The organism is Salinimicrobium sediminilitoris (assembly GCF_020866905.1).
GTDB lineage: Bacteria > Bacteroidota > Bacteroidia > Flavobacteriales > Flavobacteriaceae > Salinimicrobium > Salinimicrobium sediminilitoris.
This window is the reverse complement of sequence record NZ_JAIVCC010000017.1, coordinates 214045-229002: the sequence shown is the minus strand read 5'-3', so window position 1 is coordinate 229002 and position 14958 is coordinate 214045. Positions and strand designations below refer to the sequence as shown.

The window sequence follows — 14958 nt, the reverse complement described above, 5'->3', positions numbered from 1 at the left end:
GAATTTAAAAGGGTTCAAAAATTTTGAGTTTTATGTTTTTGTGTATTTTTGGAATTCTTTATTATTTTAAGAAAATATTATAATTTTTTTTATTGAAGAACTACATGATCAACCCCTATAAAATTTCAGCTTTACTCGTCCTTCTTTTTATTGGAAATACCATGTGGAGTCAAAAAAAGGTTCTGCCATTAAATCTTCAGGAAGCCTATTTTAATCTCGATAAAACCATAGGGATCCAAAACACCCGCATTTTTACAGGAGTTGAATATATTGAGAATCACAGGATGATCAATGAAAAGCATAAATTTTTTTGGCTCAATGAATTTGTGCCTATGACAGTATTATACGAGGATCAACCTTACTTTAATGTTGAAGCCAAATATAATATTTTTGATGATGCCCTCCTGGTAAAACTCCCCAGTCAACGGGGAGCGACAGTTTTTAAATTACTTCCTAATCGTCTTGATGGTTTTAAATTAAATTCAATCTATTTTAAAAATATCTACGAAGGGGAGTCCGGTCTTTCGGGGATTTTTCAAGTAATTTATGACGGTCCCAATATGCAGGTGCTCAAAAAACACAAGCTGTCACAGCAAAAAATTTCCGGGCGGGAACTGGTTCATTATGAATTTAATCCACAGTCTCCCGATTATTATGTTAAATATAGGGACGACTATTATGAGCTTTCCCGAAAAAATCTTCTTGAGCTGTTTCCCAATCATAAAGCAGCGGTGAGAGAGCAATACAGAAAATACAGAAAACAACAAAAAGATAATCGGGATGGGGCATTGGTAGCCATGTTCCAAAATTTATCTGAACTTTCAAATGATATTGCCCAATGAGAAACTGGTTTACCTGTTTGTTCTTTTTAATTGTTTTTACAGTTGATGCACAGAACCAAGAGAAAATAGATCTCCAGTTCTCCAATCTTCCGCTTAAGGAAGTTCTGCTTCAGATAGAGACGAAGACTAATTTTAAATTTTACTACAACGAAGCCTGGCTTCCGCAGCAACCTGTTTCAGGTAATTACAGGAATATAAGTCTTGAGGAGTTGTTGAAAGATCTCCTTGACAACACATTGTTGAATTTCCATTTTCTCAATGAGAGGATCATCCTAACTCAAAGTAGTGTTCTTTACGAAGAGTTGCCAGATAATTTCTTTGGAAATAGGGATGTCCAGGTGGTTGAACAGGAGCAAGAGGAAACCTACAATCCTGTTTTCTTTGAAGGTATAAAGAAAACGTCGGAGACACCTTTAGAAACGGTGAACATTGGTCGTGCCGAAAGATCAGCGGGAAAGAAAAGACTTAGCCTTACCGGAAGGGTTACCAGTGCCGAAGACGGGCAGCCAATTCCTAACCTGGCAATTTCTGTGAGGAATAGCGAAATTGGAACAGTAACCGATGAAAATGGTTATTATAAATTGAGACTGCCGCCGGGGGTGAACATAGTGGAAACCCGATCCCTGGGGAATGAAGACCTTGCTAAAAGAGTAGTGATCTACAATGACGGTGAACTGGATTTTAGTCTTAAAGAAGACTTTCAACAACTTGGAGAGGTATTACTTGAATCAAATCCAGATAGTAACGTAAGTGATGCAGGCGGGGGTAAAGAGGAGATAAATGTAGAAGAGATAAAAAATATTCCACTGGTTCTGGGGGAAAGAGATATCCTTAAAGTAAGTGCGACCCTTCCGGGAATATCTTCGGCAGGGGAAGGTGCAGCCGGCTTTAATGTTCGTGGGGGAAGGGCAGACCAAAACCTTATACTTCTGGACAATGCAGTAATTTACAATCCGGCACATTTCTTCGGGATTTTTTCGGCCTTGAATCCGTTTACAACCGGAGCAGTTGATATTTATAAAGGTCACATGCCGGCACATTTTGGAGGCAGGTTGTCCTCAGTTTTTGATATTAGAACGAAAGATGCCAATGTAGATGAATTTGCCGGAGAAGGTGCTATAGGTCCCGTGACTGGAAATCTCACTTTAGAAGTGCCTGTTGTAGAAGGGAAATCTGGAGTCCTGGTTGGTTTTAGAAGCACGTATTCAGATTGGATTTTAAGATCTTTGGATGAAGAATCCCTAAAAGATAATGAAGCTTCTTTTTATGATGTGGTGGCAAAGTACAATCACAAATTTGGTGATGACACAGATCTCGATTTGATGGGGTATTATAGCAATGATAAATTCAATATAACCCCCGACTCCCTTTACGGCTACAGTAACAGATTGCTTTCTCTTGATCTGGTTCACAGGTTCAACAACCGGCACCAGGGAAATTTACAGGTCACAAATTCAGATTACACCTTTAATATAGATTATGCGGGAGAATTCACCAATGATTTCCGTTCTGGATATGGGATAAATGAGACCGGCATCAAGACCCACTTCAAATATAAATTGAATGACAGGCATAGGTGGGACTATGGGGTTTCAGGAAAACTTTACCTGGTAAATCCCGGAGAAATTGAACCTCGTGGTGAATCGGCTATTGAGCCAAGAGAAGTGGCACAGGAAAAAGGACTGGAAGCAGCCGTTTTTATAGGAGATGATTATGAAGTAACTAAAAAGCTACTCCTAAGTGCCGGGCTCAGGTTTTCTATGTTTGCCGCTTTGGGAGAAGGCGTAGAAAGAATATATCAGGAAGGGGCTCCACGGAGGGAAAGTTCGGTCATTGACAGAGTTGATTATGAAAATAACGAAGTAATTGAGACCTATGGAGGTCCCGAAATAAGGGTTTCGGGAAGATATTTGCTGCAGGAAGATCTTTCGGTAAAGGCTAGCTATAATAGTACATATCAATATATTCATACCCTGTCTACGAATACTACTGCATCGCCTACAGATACTTACAAATTATCTGATGCTATAATAAAACCCCAAAGAGCAAATCAATATTCCCTGGGGCTGTACAAGAATTTCTTTAATAACATGTATGAAGTAAGTGTAGAAGGTTATTACAAAAAATCAAATGACATATTGGATTATAAAGTAGGAGCTCAGCTTTTTCTTAATGAAACTATTGAGACTGAAATCTTGCAGGGAGAGGGAGAGTCATATGGCGGAGAGTTTCTGCTAAAAAAGACCAAAGGAGATCTTAACGGTTGGTTGAGCTATAGCTATTCACGATCCTTTGTTAAACTGGCAGGAGAATTTAAAGAAGAAATAGTAAATGGTGGAGATTACTTCCCGTCAAACTTTGACAAACCTCATGACTTTTCATTGGTAGCCAACTATAAATTCACTAAACGCTTTAGTTTGTCGGCCAATTTTGTTTATCAAACAGGTAGACCAATTACATATCCTGTAGGAAAGTATACCTATAATGGGGCAGAGTATGTCATGTACAGTGACCGTAATGAATTCAGGATCCCCGACTATTACAGGCTGGATCTTAGTTTAAACATTGAGGGGAATCATAAGATTGAAAAGCTTGCCCATAGTTTCTGGAATATTTCGATTTATAATGTCTTGGGGAGAAATAATCCCTATTCTGTATTTTTTGTGACCGAGAATGAAAAGGTCAAAGCTTATAAAACCTCAATTTTCGCTATTCCCGTTCCTACAATAACCTATAATTTTAAATTTTAAAGCAGCAGAAGATGATTGCCAAAATAGATACTTTGTGTAAGTTTTTGATAGCTGTTATTTTAATTGGTTTTGCCTCCGGGTGCGTTAAACCGATCGATATTGAGGCCGATACATATGAAAATGCTCTGGTTGTTGAAGGAACGATCACTAATGAACTGTCTTATCAGGAAATTTTTCTAAGCCGTACATACTCTCTTGAAGAGAAAGGTCCTGCGAAAGAAAGTAACGCCCAGATTAGAGTGGTAAGTAACTCCGATGTTCATGAATTTCAAGAAACCGAGCCGGGTAAATATGTTTCTGTTCAGCCTTTTAAGGCACTGCAAAATGTTGAATACAGACTGGAAATTAACACCTCCAATGGAAGACAATATTCTTCGGAAATAGAAAAATTACCTGAAAGTTCAGAAATAAGTTCACTGTATGCGCAGAAAGTAACTATAGAAGGGGAAGAGGGACTTGCCATTTTAGCTGATGTAAATGGCCCTGAAGGGAGTTCGGGATTTTTCAAATATAATTATCAGGAAACCTATAAGATCGTATCTCCCTTTACATCCATGAGAGATCTTTACGTGATTGACGATGAACTTGTACAAGTTATAAAGACCAAAGAGGAAACAACATGTTATGTTACAGAGGGGTCAAGTGAGATTATCCTGGCAAATACCAATGAACAGGCGCAAAATAATATTGATAGACTTTTGATCAAGTTCATGGATAAGGAAAGCTTTAAAACTGCCCATAGATACAGCATTCTTGTTAAACAGCTTTCTCTTTCTGAGGAAGCATATTCTTATTATGAGACTCTTCAGGATTTTTCGGAATCTGAAAGCTTATTCACTCAAAATCAGCTCGGTTTGATCAATGGAAACATTATTTCTCAAAGTGATCCTGATGAAGCAGTGGTGGGAGTATTTTCACTTGCTGCGGTAACCGTGCAGAGGATCTTTTTTGATTTTGAAGACTTCTACAACCGCAATGATTTTCGTCCCGATGCTCACGTGAAGGAATGTGAAGCTGTATTTCCGCCAACAGGAACAGCGGCCGACAGGGAGGTATTAAGGGAGTCTTTAGCAACGGGAAGATTAAAATATCTTGGTTTTGATGTTCAAAAAGGGTATAGATTCGTTAGAGCTGCCTGTATAGATTGTACGGTTTTTGGAACGAATGTACCTCCCGAATTTTGGGAAGAATAGAAATAGTATGATGAAAATAATATTAGCAATGTTCATAGTCCTTGGTATTTTCCTATCTCAGGAAATGCAGGGACAAACAATAGACAGATCTTTGGTGGTTGATGATTTGACTGAAAATATTCCGCATGAGAAGATCTATGTGGATTATAATACGTCTCTTCTGTTTCCGGGAGAATATCTTCTTTACAGCGTGTATAACGTTGAAGAAGATAACGGTGAGGTATCAAACTTTAGCAAAATAGCTTATGTAGAAATGATAGGGAAAGATGATAGTGTCATCTTTAAGCAAAAAATAGAACTGAAGAATGGAAGAGGTAGCGCAGATTTCTTTGTTCCCACTAATACACCCTCGGGCAGCTATAAGTTAATTGCCTATACAAACTGGATGAAGAACTTTAAAAATGCCTTTTTTGAGGGGGATCTGGTAGTGATCAATCCATATCAAGGCGATCAGAAGAAGTTGTTTCAAGATACTGAAGTTGCGAAAGAAATTGATTTATCTACAGGTGTAGCTTTAAAGAAAGGTCGTAGAGAACCTATAGAGCAAAAAGATTTTTTAGATCTCGAATTGAGCAAAAAGAGTTTTGGAAAAAGAGAACAGGTACAAATAACAATCCAGGGAATGGAACCGGACGCAGCTGCAGGAAATTACTCTCTTTCCGTACGCAAAATAGGAGGTCTGCCTGCTCCCGTTGAAGTTGAACCTTCTCAAGTACTTACTAAACAAGAGAATTCTTCTAAAGATTCTGGTTCCCCTATGCTTTTTCTGCCCGAATTACGAGGGCAGATAGTGAGTGGCCGTGTCTTTTCCGGGGAAAGTGAAGTTTCTCCCGGAAATAGGAGAGTTGCTTTGTCTATTCCCTCATATGAAGGATTTGCTCAGTTTGCTATAACTAAGGAAAATGGACAGTTCTTTTTTAACCTTGACAGCGGTCTTCGGGACGAAAGCGCAGTAATTGAAATAGTAGGTAATGTACAAGGGAATTTTCAGATACAATTAGACGAAGAGGAAGGCATAACAACTAAAGACCTTAAATTTATTGATTATACAATTAATTCTGAAATGGAACAGGAGATCATACAGCGTAGCCTGTACAATCAAATAGAAAATGCCTATTTTTCACTTAAGCCCGACACACTTGTTCCGGTGCAGGAAGAAATTATATTTCCAAAGAGCCTGGTTGAAACTTACAATCTGGATGATTACACAAGATTTGAAGGTGTGCAGGAGACGTTTTTAGAGATCATTAAATCTGCCCGGGTAATAAAAGAGAAGGATAATACTTATGTTTTTGAGGTGAGGGGGCTTTTGGGCCATCTAAACATGGGAGTTCGTCCATTGGTTATGGTGGACGGAATTCTTGTTCAGGATCATTCTTCACTTGTAAATTTGGATTCTAATAGAATTCAGACGATAAAGATCATTAGAGATAAAATCTATCTTGGACCTGAGATTTACCAGGGGGCTATTCTGGTGGAAACCATCAATGGAGATTTTCCTGATTTTCACACTGCTCCTTATGCTGAAAATGTGGAGTTGGTGCAACCGGAAATCCCAAAAAGATATTTTAAACAGGTATATAACGCGGAGAACAAAAACAATCGTATTCCCGATTACCGTTACCAGCTTTTATGGCAACCTATGGTTTACGTCGAAGAGAACGGTGGGAAAATTGAATTTTTCACATCAGATGTTGATGGAGATTTTGAAGTGGTACTGGAGGGATTTACTCCGAGCGGTAAACCTGTTTTGATAAGAAAGACCTTCACTGTAGAATAGGTAAATAAAATTTCAAAAAATAAGTAGAATTGAACCGGAAACTAAAGTTCTTTCTTATATTTGCAGCCGCTTACAAGTTAATGTAACTCATCAGCGTTAGTTGATCTCGGGGTGTAGCGTAGCCCGGTTATCGCGCCTGCTTTGGGAGCAGGAGGCCGCAGGTTCGAATCCTGCCACCCCGACGAAGTAAAGCCCTGCACGAAAGTGCAGGGCTTTTTTGTTTTAACCGACACCCGAACTTGTTCGAGGTCGAAGGTGATCAAGACCAAAAGTTGTGGACTATTCAAATATTCTTGAAAAGGTGAATATTTCTTCAGTTATGGTCTCCCGTAACCAAACCGGCTTTATTTGGATATGCTATTCTTTTCTTCATAAACCTTTTTGTCGGTAAGGTCCAGGATCATCGGAGTAATACTTGTCTTGCCGTGTTTTACTGCCCATCTGTCTGTTCCTTCCTCTACTTCTTCAATAGGGAATACGGTGAACCAGTAATGTTCGCGGCCCATTGGGTCTTCCTGTTGGATCACTTTTCCGTCGTAATGCCGTATTGACTGGCAGGTCCATACAATATCACCTTCAGGTTCCCGGGGAAAGTTGATGTTGAGAAGTTCCATTGAGGATTCGTGCATCACTTCTTTCAGGGAATCTACAACAAAGGACTCTAACGCATCAAAATCGGGCTCATTCTCTCCGACAGATACACTAAGGGCAATTCCGCGAATGCCAAAGAGTACAGCCTGCCGGGCAGCAGACAAAGTTCCTGAATGCCAGGCCGAATTTCCCAGATTGGACCCAATATTTATTCCCGATAGCACGATATCAATATCATCAAATAAGTGAGTTCCCAGTGCTACACAATCGGCAGGAGTACCGCTTACCCTGTATGCTTCCATTCCTTCGAAATGGATAGGAGATTTTTTATAGGTTATGGGCCTGGCCGAGGTTATGGCCTGTCCCATGGATGATTGTTCTACATCGGGCGCCATAACTATCACTTCGCCGTATTTTGAGGCACATTTTGCCAGGCAGGAAAGGCCGGGACTGTATATTCCGTCATCGTTGGTTACCAGTATTTTCATAGTGCTTTTTTATTTTTATTTTCTTGTTTCTTGAAATTACGAAACTTTAGCATAAGATAAAACGGGAGAATTATAAGTCTGTGTTAAGAAGGGCTGAGAAAAGTTTTTTGCTGCTTATTTTTATTAAAAACCATCCGAAATGAAAAAAGCTATTCTTATTCATAATCCCACAGCCGGCACTGGAAATCATGATAAGGAAGAACTAACAAGGCAATTAAAAGAAGCCGGTTTTGAATTCTCCTATTTCTCAACCAATGATCCATTCTGGGATCGATTTGTTAAAAAGGATGCAGATATAATATTTGTGGCCGGGGGTGATGGAACAGTGCAAAAGTTTGCTCAGGTAATGATTGAAGCCAAAAAAAATAAATTACTGCAGGTACCGGTGCAGGTTTTTCCCTATGGTACAGCCAATAATATTGCTACAACTTTCAAAATTGGATCTCCCGAAAAGTTCATCAGGGAATCCACTAAGAAAACCGGTTTTGATATCGGGGTAGTAGAGGGTGTAGAAGAGGCAGCTTTTTTTATTGAAGGTATAGGATGTGGTATTTTTCCAAAGCTTGTGAGAGTCATGAAGACTCTGGATGGTGAGGAAAAAAAGGATGAGATCACCAGATCTCTCAGGGAATTGCTGAAGATCATTGATTTTTATGAAGCGCAGGAGGCCATTATTATTGCAGATAACCAGGAAATAACCGGGAAATTCCTTCTGGTAGAACTTATGAATATTAGATACATAGGACCTAATATAGAACTTGCTCCAAATGCTGAAACCGGGGACGGAAATTTTGAATTGGTAATTGTGCGGGAGGAAATGAGAGAAATGCTTAAATCTTATATACAAGACCATCTCAACGAAAGAGATTCGCGAAAAAGATTAGAGGATTTTGCAGATCTGCGTAAGGTGAGTGAGATTCGCCTGAAGTGGAAAGGTAAGGACGCACATATCGATGATGAGATCATTGAAGATTACCGGGAGGAAGAAATAAAGGTAAAAAATCGCAGAGCAGTTTTCACATTTTTGACACCTTAAGGTGCTAAGTTAGTCCACACTTCTATAGTAAAAAAAGGGCCCTGTTTCTGCAGAGCCCCCTGACCATCTCCGGCCAACTTAAACATAAAAAGATTAAACTATTTCCAGTATTGCGGTTTGGTGTCCTCGGTAAGCTGGTTCCAGTATCCCGGCGTTACTTTACGACCGTCAAATGTTCTTAATTTTCTTTCGAACACTCCAATTACAGGATTAAAAGTGATATCTGTCACGGCAACTGTATACAGCTGGGGGTCTTCAGGTTTTTTCTTCTTTTCTTCCTCGACTATAACCTGAAAATCGTTATGCTCGAGAAGTCGGGTGAGGAACTCCTTCCGGTCTTCATCAATTTTCTTCTCAATGAAACTCACTCTTGTTTCTCCAATGCTTCCGAAGCTATGTTTTCCTTCTAATGCCATGACCTGCTAATTTAAACCTGCACTTAATTGATATATGTATTCGTACAACGGACTGTATAGACCAAGAACCACAATCCCGATAACAGTGATCAAAAGACCCAGTCTCATGTACAATTTGTTCTCAAAAAATGGGATTGGAGCTTCCCCTTTTCGAACGAACATGGCTCTTATCACCAGCAGGTAATAGTACAGTGAAATGGTAACGTTCACCACAGCCAAAAATACCAGTAGGTAGAAGCCTTCACTGGCTGCCGCCGTGAAGAGGAAGAATTTTCCAAAGAAACCGGCAACCGGCGGAATTCCCGCTAAAGAGAAAAGTGCCAGCATCATCACCAGGCTTAGCTTCGGATTTGTGCGGTATAAACCTTCGTAATCCTTCATATTCTCCTTTCCGGTTTTCGTGGAAATAGCCTGTACCACTCCAAAGGCTGCAAGATTCGAGAAGATGTAAATAGTGATGAAATAAACCACTGTAGCAGTTCCCAATTGACTACCGGTCATGAGCCCCAGCAAAATAAAACCTGCCTGGGCAATGGAGGAGTAGGCGAGGAAACGTTTCATGTTCTCCTGGCGTAAGGCAAAGATATTTCCAATGAACATGGTGGCCACTGCCAGCACATAAAGCATAGGCTCCCAAATGTGCATCAAAGGTTTAAGGACAGTGAATAACAGGATCATTAGGATAAATGCTGCAGCACCTTTGGATATTACCGAAAGGTATGAAGCGATGCCGATAGGAGCTCCCTCGTAAACATCGGCAGTCCAAAAGTGGAAAGGCACGAGGGAAATCTTAAATGCAAGTCCGGTAAAGAACAGTATGAAACCCAGGAGCGTAAGATTTTCCGCATTCAGAGTAGTCACAATATCCTCAAAATAGATAGAGCCATTGGTGGCATATAACATCGTAATCCCGAACAGCGATACTCCCGAAGCCAAAGCTGCGGAAAGAATAAATTTAATTCCTGCCTCGCCCGATTCCCTTTTGATGATCTCAAAGGCGGCAAGTGCAGCGACGGGAAGAGTGGAAAGTTCCATCCCAATAAAGAACATAAGGAAATCTCCGGCAGAGATCATAAAGTACATACCCAACAGGGAAGCGAACAGAAGGATGAAAAATTCAGTTCCTCTTTCCTGACTCAGCATATTCTTTTCCACCCATTCCGCTGATTGAAGTAAGAGGGTGAAAACACCGATATTTAGCACACCTTTAAAAAAGTGGATCATGTCATTACTCCTGAACATGCCTCCAAACAGGAAACTTTCTGCCAGCGGCAGGAAACCTACAGCAGTGTGAATTCCGAAGAAAAGCAAGGCCAGGTGCAGAATACTGCTCTTTTTATGATCGGGAATGGCGATCTCGGCAATGATGAGAAGCAGGATGATCGCCAGTAGGGAGATCTCGTGCCGCATTAGTAAAAAACTACTCAGTTCCATTTTCTATTCTTTTAATTTATAGCACTCCCTGGATGAAAGGCTGAAGGCTTTCCATAATTAAATTGCTTATCCACAATGGAGCTATACCAATTCCTATTATAGGGATCAACAATAGCATAATTCCGGTTTTCTCGTACCAGGTTGTTCCTTCCAGATGGTTATAAGCTTCATTCTTCACCGGTCCCATGAGCATTATTCCAACCACCCGCAGTACATATACCGCAGTTACGACTATTGCTGAAATAGAGACAATGGTAGCGATCCTGTAGAACATGCTGTCCTGCTGAAATGCACCCATAAAGATGTTCATTTCGGCTACGAATCCGCTGAAGCCGGGAAGACCCAGTAAAGCCATTCCGGCAATAACATACACTACTGAAATAAAAGGGATAACTTTAAGCAACCCACCAAGTTTTGTAATGTCCCGGGTATGGGTTCTACCATAGATCATTCCGATCAAAGCAAAGAAAAGGGCCGTCATGAATCCGTGAGACAGAGATTGTAAAATGGCACCATTCCATGCTGTTTTGTTTAGCATGAGCAGCGCAAAGGTCACCATCCCGAGGTGGCTGACAGATGCGTAGGCATTAATGTATTTTAGATCGGTTTGACGCAGGGCAGCAAAGGCGCCATAGATCACTCCGGTAGCCGAAAGGATGATGAAGAACCAACTCCATTCTAATGCTCCGGCAGGAAGCAGGAACATAGCTACTCTGAAAATTCCGTAGCCTCCAAGCTTCATTAAAACTCCGGCGTGCAGCATGGAGACTGCAGTAGGTGCAGAGGCATGTCCGTCAGGTGACCAGGTATGGAAAGGAAATAGAGCTCCTAAAATGGCAAATCCGATAAAGGTTAAAGGGAAGAACAACTTTTGAGCTTCAAAAGGAATATTCACTTTTGCGATCTCAAGGATATTAAAAGTAAGTGCTCCGCCATCGGCATTTGAGTTGAAGTAGATCCCAAGAATTCCTACCATGAGAACTGCCGATGCTCCCATCAACATCAGGGTTAGCTTCATAGCTGAGTATTCCTTGTTTCCCGAACCCCAAATCCCGATAAGCAGATACATTGGGATCACTGCGATCTCATAGAAAACGAACATGGTGAAGAGATCTATAGATATAAAAAATCCGTAAACGCCTGTGGCCAGCACGATCAGGGAAATGAAAAACTCCTTAGGTAGTTCTTCCATCTTCCAGGAAATGAAAACACCTGCAAGAACGATAATAGAAGTTAGCAGGATCAGGGAAACCGAAATTCCGTCGACTCCAATGTTATAATGGATGTTGAATTGTTCAAACCAAACAAGGTCGCGGGTGAAGAGCATGATAGCATCATTGACTGCTCTTTCCCTGAAGTAGGCGAACAAAAGATTTATTGCCATACCCAGCTGGACCAAACCGCCAATCATGGAAATGACCCTTGCCTGTCTAAGATCTTTGGTGAAAACCAGTGCCAGGATCACCAGTACCGGAACAACGACAAATAGAGTTAAAATATCCATAGCACCTTAGTTATTAAAAATGTAAATGAAGACCAGGATGAGTACCACCAAACCTCCCATGAATCCAAAGGCATAATCCTGAACTTTTCCCGATTGCCAGCCCTTTATCTTCCGGGAGAGGACTACCGTCTGGTTGCCTATACCTTCCATGGTACCGTCTACGATCTTTTTATCGAACTTCGCTATAGGAGCGGCGACATTTTTAAAGAAGATATTTCTGGCTACGAAGAGATAGATCTCATCAAAATAGAATTTATGGGAGGTCCACTTGTAAAGCGATCCAAATGCGGTTGCAAATCGGAAAGCCAGATCGTTTTCTTTTTTATAGAAGATCCATGCAAGGAAGATTCCCAAAGCACCCACCGCTACTGCTATGGCTGCAAGAGGTAAATTTAAATGAGCTTCAAATCCTGCTTTATCTGCGGTCACTAATTCACTGAAGGGAACAAAGCCTGCTGTCACTGTCAGCACCGCCAATACGATAAGAGGAATGGTCATGGAAGCGGGAGATTCATGCGGAGTATGTTTATACTGCCTGTCCTTACCCCAGAAGATTCCGAAGTAAAGCCTGAACATATAGAATGCGGTCAAGCCTGCAACGAAGACCCCAACTCCATAGATGAACCGGCTGTTTTCATAAGCTGCAACCAGAATCTCGTCTTTACTCCAGAATCCGGCCAGGGGAGGAATTCCTGCAATGGCCAGGGCAGCAATAAGAAAAGTGAAATGGGTTACCGGCATAAATTTTCGCAATCCGCCCATTTCCTGTAGCAGATTGCTGTGGACGGCATGGATCACAGATCCTGCCCCCAGGAAGAGTAAAGCTTTGAACATGGCGTGGGTGAAGAGGTGGAACATGGAAGCCATATATCCTACTCCTTCATATCCCTCCAGCCCGGAAACTCCTAAAGCCATCATCATATAACCAAGTTGTGACATGGTCGAGAAGGCAAGGACTCTTTTAATATCTGTTTGGGTAATGGCTATAACAGCAGCAAATAGAGCAGAAAATGCTCCGACGTACGTAACGATCTGCAAAACAAATCCATCTTCAACCATATAGAACATCGGGAAGAAACGTGCCACCAGGTAGACTCCGGCTACAACCATAGTTGCAGCATGTATTAATGCTGAAACAGGTGTGGGACCCTCCATGGCATCGGGCAACCAGATATGTAGCGGGAACATGGCTGATTTTCCCGCACCGCCAATAAATATGAGAATTAGTGCCCAGGTGATCACCGAAAGTCCCATAAAGGAAGTAGAGGCCCAGGTAAGGATCGCCGGTCCCTGTGGATCATTCAGCAGTTGAAAGTCAAAAGTGTTAGTATAAAAGCCGATGATAAAGATCCCGATCAAAAATCCGAAATCGGCAAAACGGGTAACAATAAAAGCTTTTTTGGCAGCTGCAATGGCCGAGGTTTTAGTGTAATAAAAGCCAATGAGCAGGAAGGAAGAAACTCCCACCAGCTCCCAGAAAATGTAGATTTGGAAGAGATTTGTCGCAAGGACTAATCCATACATTGAAAAAGTGAACAGAGACAGGTAGGCGAAGAAACGCGTATATCCGTCATCCCCTTTCATGTAGCCCCTACTGTAAATGTGCACCATCAGCGAAACTGTGGAGACTACGATAAGCATCATTACCGAGATAGGGTCCACAAGTACGCCCATATCAATGTGGAGCGTTTCAGTAAATCTTATCCATACCGTCTTTTCAACAAAGGTTTGGAAGACGCCATTTACCTTTCCTGAGACAAAGAAGTACTGCCAGGCAGTATAGTAGGAGAGCAGGGTGGAGGTAGCCAGACCTGCCACACCAATTACGCCCGATGCTGCCGGCTTGATCTTATGGCTGAAGATTCCCAGGATCAGGAAAACAGCCAGAGGAATTGCAGGAATTAAAAGAAGGTTGATGAGGTTCATTTCTTTTACAGATTAATGCTTCATGGTTTCAGTTTCGCTCACTTCTACAGAGCCTGTTCGCCTGTAAATGTTAATAATGATCGCCACCGCCAAAGCAGTTTCGGCTGCAGCTACGGCTATGATGAAGATCGAATACACCATTCCCTGCAGGAGCTCGGGATAGAGGTATTTATTGATCACCACAAAATTTATGACCGAAGAATTCAGAATGAGTTCCACCGAGATGAGGATGGAGATGAGGTTCTTTCGGGTAATAAAACCGTACACTCCTATAAAGAACAGGATAGAAGTGAGGGTGAGGATTTCGTTTATGCTTACGCCCGGGATCATAGATTTTATATTTATCGGCAACTGCCGGATGTGTTTAAATATTTTGGTTCAAAAATGTCATTTTAGACACCTATTTCTTCTTCAGGAACTTTTTCTTCATTGACTTCTTTCGATATCCCCTGAAGGATCTTTTCCGGATCCAATTTCTCGAAGGGTGGCTGCTTGATCTGTCTTCCGCCTTTGGCGATCACTATAGCTCCTATCATTGCTGAAAGCAGCAGGACACTAATTACTTCAAACGGAAGTATAAACCCTTGTTTTTCGAAGCTGAGCAGCGCTCTACCAATTTCAGCAGTCGTTGTAGTTGTAGTCACTCCTGCTGCTTCAAAAGGATGTGCATAGATGGTAGCCAGGAAAACGCTCAATCCCAACAGGCACAATAAAGCCGAGATTGCCCGGCGTGATTTTCTTGCTACTTCCAGTTGCATTTCAATATGCTGAATGAGCAGGACTGAAAAGATGATAAGTACCACAACCCCTCCCGCATAAACCGTTAGCTGAATGGCAGCCAGGAAGTTGTAGTCCATTTGAAAATAGAGACCGGCGGCCCCTATCAGGACAAAAAGCAGATACACCACCGACCGAAGCATTTTTCGGCTACTCACCGCGGCAATGGCCGAAGCCACCATTATAATTGCAAGGATGTAAAAAATTACTTTTTCCATGGC

At 41.5% G+C, this 14958-nt stretch carries 12 protein-coding genes and 1 tRNA gene; 6 read left to right on the top strand and 7 right to left on the bottom strand.

All coding sequences use genetic code 11. The features are described 5' to 3' along the window. The first annotated feature begins 92 nt into the window (after positions 1 to 92). The 5 genes from LA313_RS15895 to LA313_RS15875 all read left to right on the top strand — a co-directional run bounded on the left by LA313_RS15895 (position 93) and on the right by LA313_RS15875 (position 6747). Positions 93 to 842, top strand: a complete 750-nt coding sequence (locus LA313_RS15895; RefSeq protein WP_228916761.1) for a hypothetical protein — start codon at positions 93 to 95, stop codon at positions 840 to 842. Next, the gene (locus LA313_RS15890; protein ID WP_228916758.1) at positions 839 to 3592 is read left to right on the top strand and encodes a TonB-dependent receptor; all 2754 of its coding nucleotides are present in this window, start codon (positions 839 to 841) and stop codon (positions 3590 to 3592) included. The genes LA313_RS15895 and LA313_RS15890 overlap by 4 nt, the downstream gene beginning before the upstream one ends. A gap of 11 nt (positions 3593 to 3603) precedes the next feature. Further along, positions 3604 to 4785 carry a DUF4249 domain-containing protein gene (locus LA313_RS15885; protein WP_228916756.1) on the top strand — a complete coding sequence of 394 codons (1182 nt, stop codon included), beginning with the start codon at positions 3604 to 3606 and terminating at the stop codon, positions 4783 to 4785. A 7-nt stretch (positions 4786 to 4792) separates the two neighbouring features. Further along, positions 4793 to 6565 carry a hypothetical protein gene (locus LA313_RS15880; RefSeq protein ID WP_228916754.1) on the top strand — a complete coding sequence of 591 codons (1773 nt, stop codon included), beginning with the start codon at positions 4793 to 4795 and terminating at the stop codon, positions 6563 to 6565. A gap of 107 nt (positions 6566 to 6672) precedes the next feature. Beyond that, positions 6673 to 6747 (top strand) — tRNA-Pro (locus LA313_RS15875). Positions 6748 to 6909: 162 nt separating this feature from the next. Here LA313_RS15875 and surE read toward each other — a convergent pair. Further along, positions 6910 to 7644, bottom strand: coding sequence for a 5'/3'-nucleotidase SurE (gene surE / locus LA313_RS15870; RefSeq protein ID WP_228916753.1), 735 nt, complete (start codon positions 7642 to 7644; stop codon positions 6910 to 6912). A gap of 139 nt (positions 7645 to 7783) precedes the next feature. On the opposite strand from surE, the gene LA313_RS15865 reads away from it, so the two are divergent. Next, positions 7784 to 8680 carry a diacylglycerol/lipid kinase family protein gene (locus LA313_RS15865; protein ID WP_228916752.1) on the top strand — a complete coding sequence of 299 codons (897 nt, stop codon included), beginning with the start codon at positions 7784 to 7786 and terminating at the stop codon, positions 8678 to 8680. A 98-nt stretch (positions 8681 to 8778) separates the two neighbouring features. On the opposite strand, the gene LA313_RS15860 is transcribed toward LA313_RS15865, so the two are convergent. From LA313_RS15860 to LA313_RS15835, 6 genes are read right to left on the bottom strand one after another with little or no spacing between them, the layout of a single operon-like run. Next, on the bottom strand, positions 8779 to 9096 hold the full coding sequence (locus LA313_RS15860; protein WP_228916751.1) for a hypothetical protein: 318 nt from the start codon (positions 9094 to 9096) through the stop codon (positions 8779 to 8781). A gap of 6 nt (positions 9097 to 9102) precedes the next feature. Then, positions 9103 to 10530: an NADH-quinone oxidoreductase subunit N gene (locus tag LA313_RS15855; protein ID WP_228916750.1), complete on the bottom strand. Its 1428-nt coding sequence runs from the start codon at positions 10528 to 10530 to the stop codon at positions 9103 to 9105. 16 nt (positions 10531 to 10546) lie between these two features. Continuing rightward, complete coding sequence (locus LA313_RS15850; protein ID WP_228916749.1) at positions 10547 to 12034, bottom strand: complex I subunit 4 family protein; 1488 nt, start codon at positions 12032 to 12034, stop codon at positions 10547 to 10549. A 6-nt stretch (positions 12035 to 12040) separates the two neighbouring features. Then, positions 12041 to 13960, bottom strand: a complete 1920-nt coding sequence (nuoL, locus tag LA313_RS15845) for an NADH-quinone oxidoreductase subunit L (protein WP_228916747.1) — start codon at positions 13958 to 13960, stop codon at positions 12041 to 12043. Between the two features lie 12 nt (positions 13961 to 13972). Further along, a complete protein-coding gene (gene nuoK / locus LA313_RS15840; protein WP_228916745.1) occupies positions 13973 to 14311 on the bottom strand; it encodes an NADH-quinone oxidoreductase subunit NuoK in 339 nt (112 codons plus the stop codon). A 41-nt stretch (positions 14312 to 14352) separates the two neighbouring features. Continuing rightward, a complete protein-coding gene (locus LA313_RS15835) occupies positions 14353 to 14955 on the bottom strand; it encodes an NADH-quinone oxidoreductase subunit J family protein (RefSeq protein ID WP_228916743.1) in 603 nt (200 codons plus the stop codon). Positions 14956 to 14958 lie beyond the last annotated feature (3 nt).

What these genes read in the sequence shown, in the direction of transcription:
- LA313_RS15835 (WP_228916743.1), bottom strand. Translation starts at nt 14,955, where the DNA reads ATGGAAAAAGTAATTTTTTACATCCTTGCAATTATAATGGTGGCTTCG.
- LA313_RS15860 (WP_228916751.1), bottom strand. Translation starts at nt 9,096, where the DNA reads ATGGCATTAGAAGGAAAACATAGCTTCGGAAGCATTGGAGAAACAAGA.
- LA313_RS15855 (WP_228916750.1), bottom strand. Translation starts at nt 10,530, where the DNA reads ATGGAACTGAGTAGTTTTTTACTAATGCGGCACGAGATCTCCCTACTG.
- LA313_RS15880 (WP_228916754.1), top strand. Translation starts at nt 4,793, where the DNA reads ATGATGAAAATAATATTAGCAATGTTCATAGTCCTTGGTATTTTCCTA.
- LA313_RS15850 (WP_228916749.1), bottom strand. Translation starts at nt 12,034, where the DNA reads ATGGATATTTTAACTCTATTTGTCGTTGTTCCGGTACTGGTGATCCTG.
- LA313_RS15865 (WP_228916752.1), top strand. Translation starts at nt 7,784, where the DNA reads ATGAAAAAAGCTATTCTTATTCATAATCCCACAGCCGGCACTGGAAAT.
- LA313_RS15890 (WP_228916758.1), top strand. Translation starts at nt 839, where the DNA reads ATGAGAAACTGGTTTACCTGTTTGTTCTTTTTAATTGTTTTTACAGTT.
- LA313_RS15885 (WP_228916756.1), top strand. Translation starts at nt 3,604, where the DNA reads ATGATTGCCAAAATAGATACTTTGTGTAAGTTTTTGATAGCTGTTATT.
- surE (WP_228916753.1), bottom strand. Translation starts at nt 7,644, where the DNA reads ATGAAAATACTGGTAACCAACGATGACGGAATATACAGTCCCGGCCTT.
- nuoL (WP_228916747.1), bottom strand. Translation starts at nt 13,960, where the DNA reads ATGAACCTCATCAACCTTCTTTTAATTCCTGCAATTCCTCTGGCTGTT.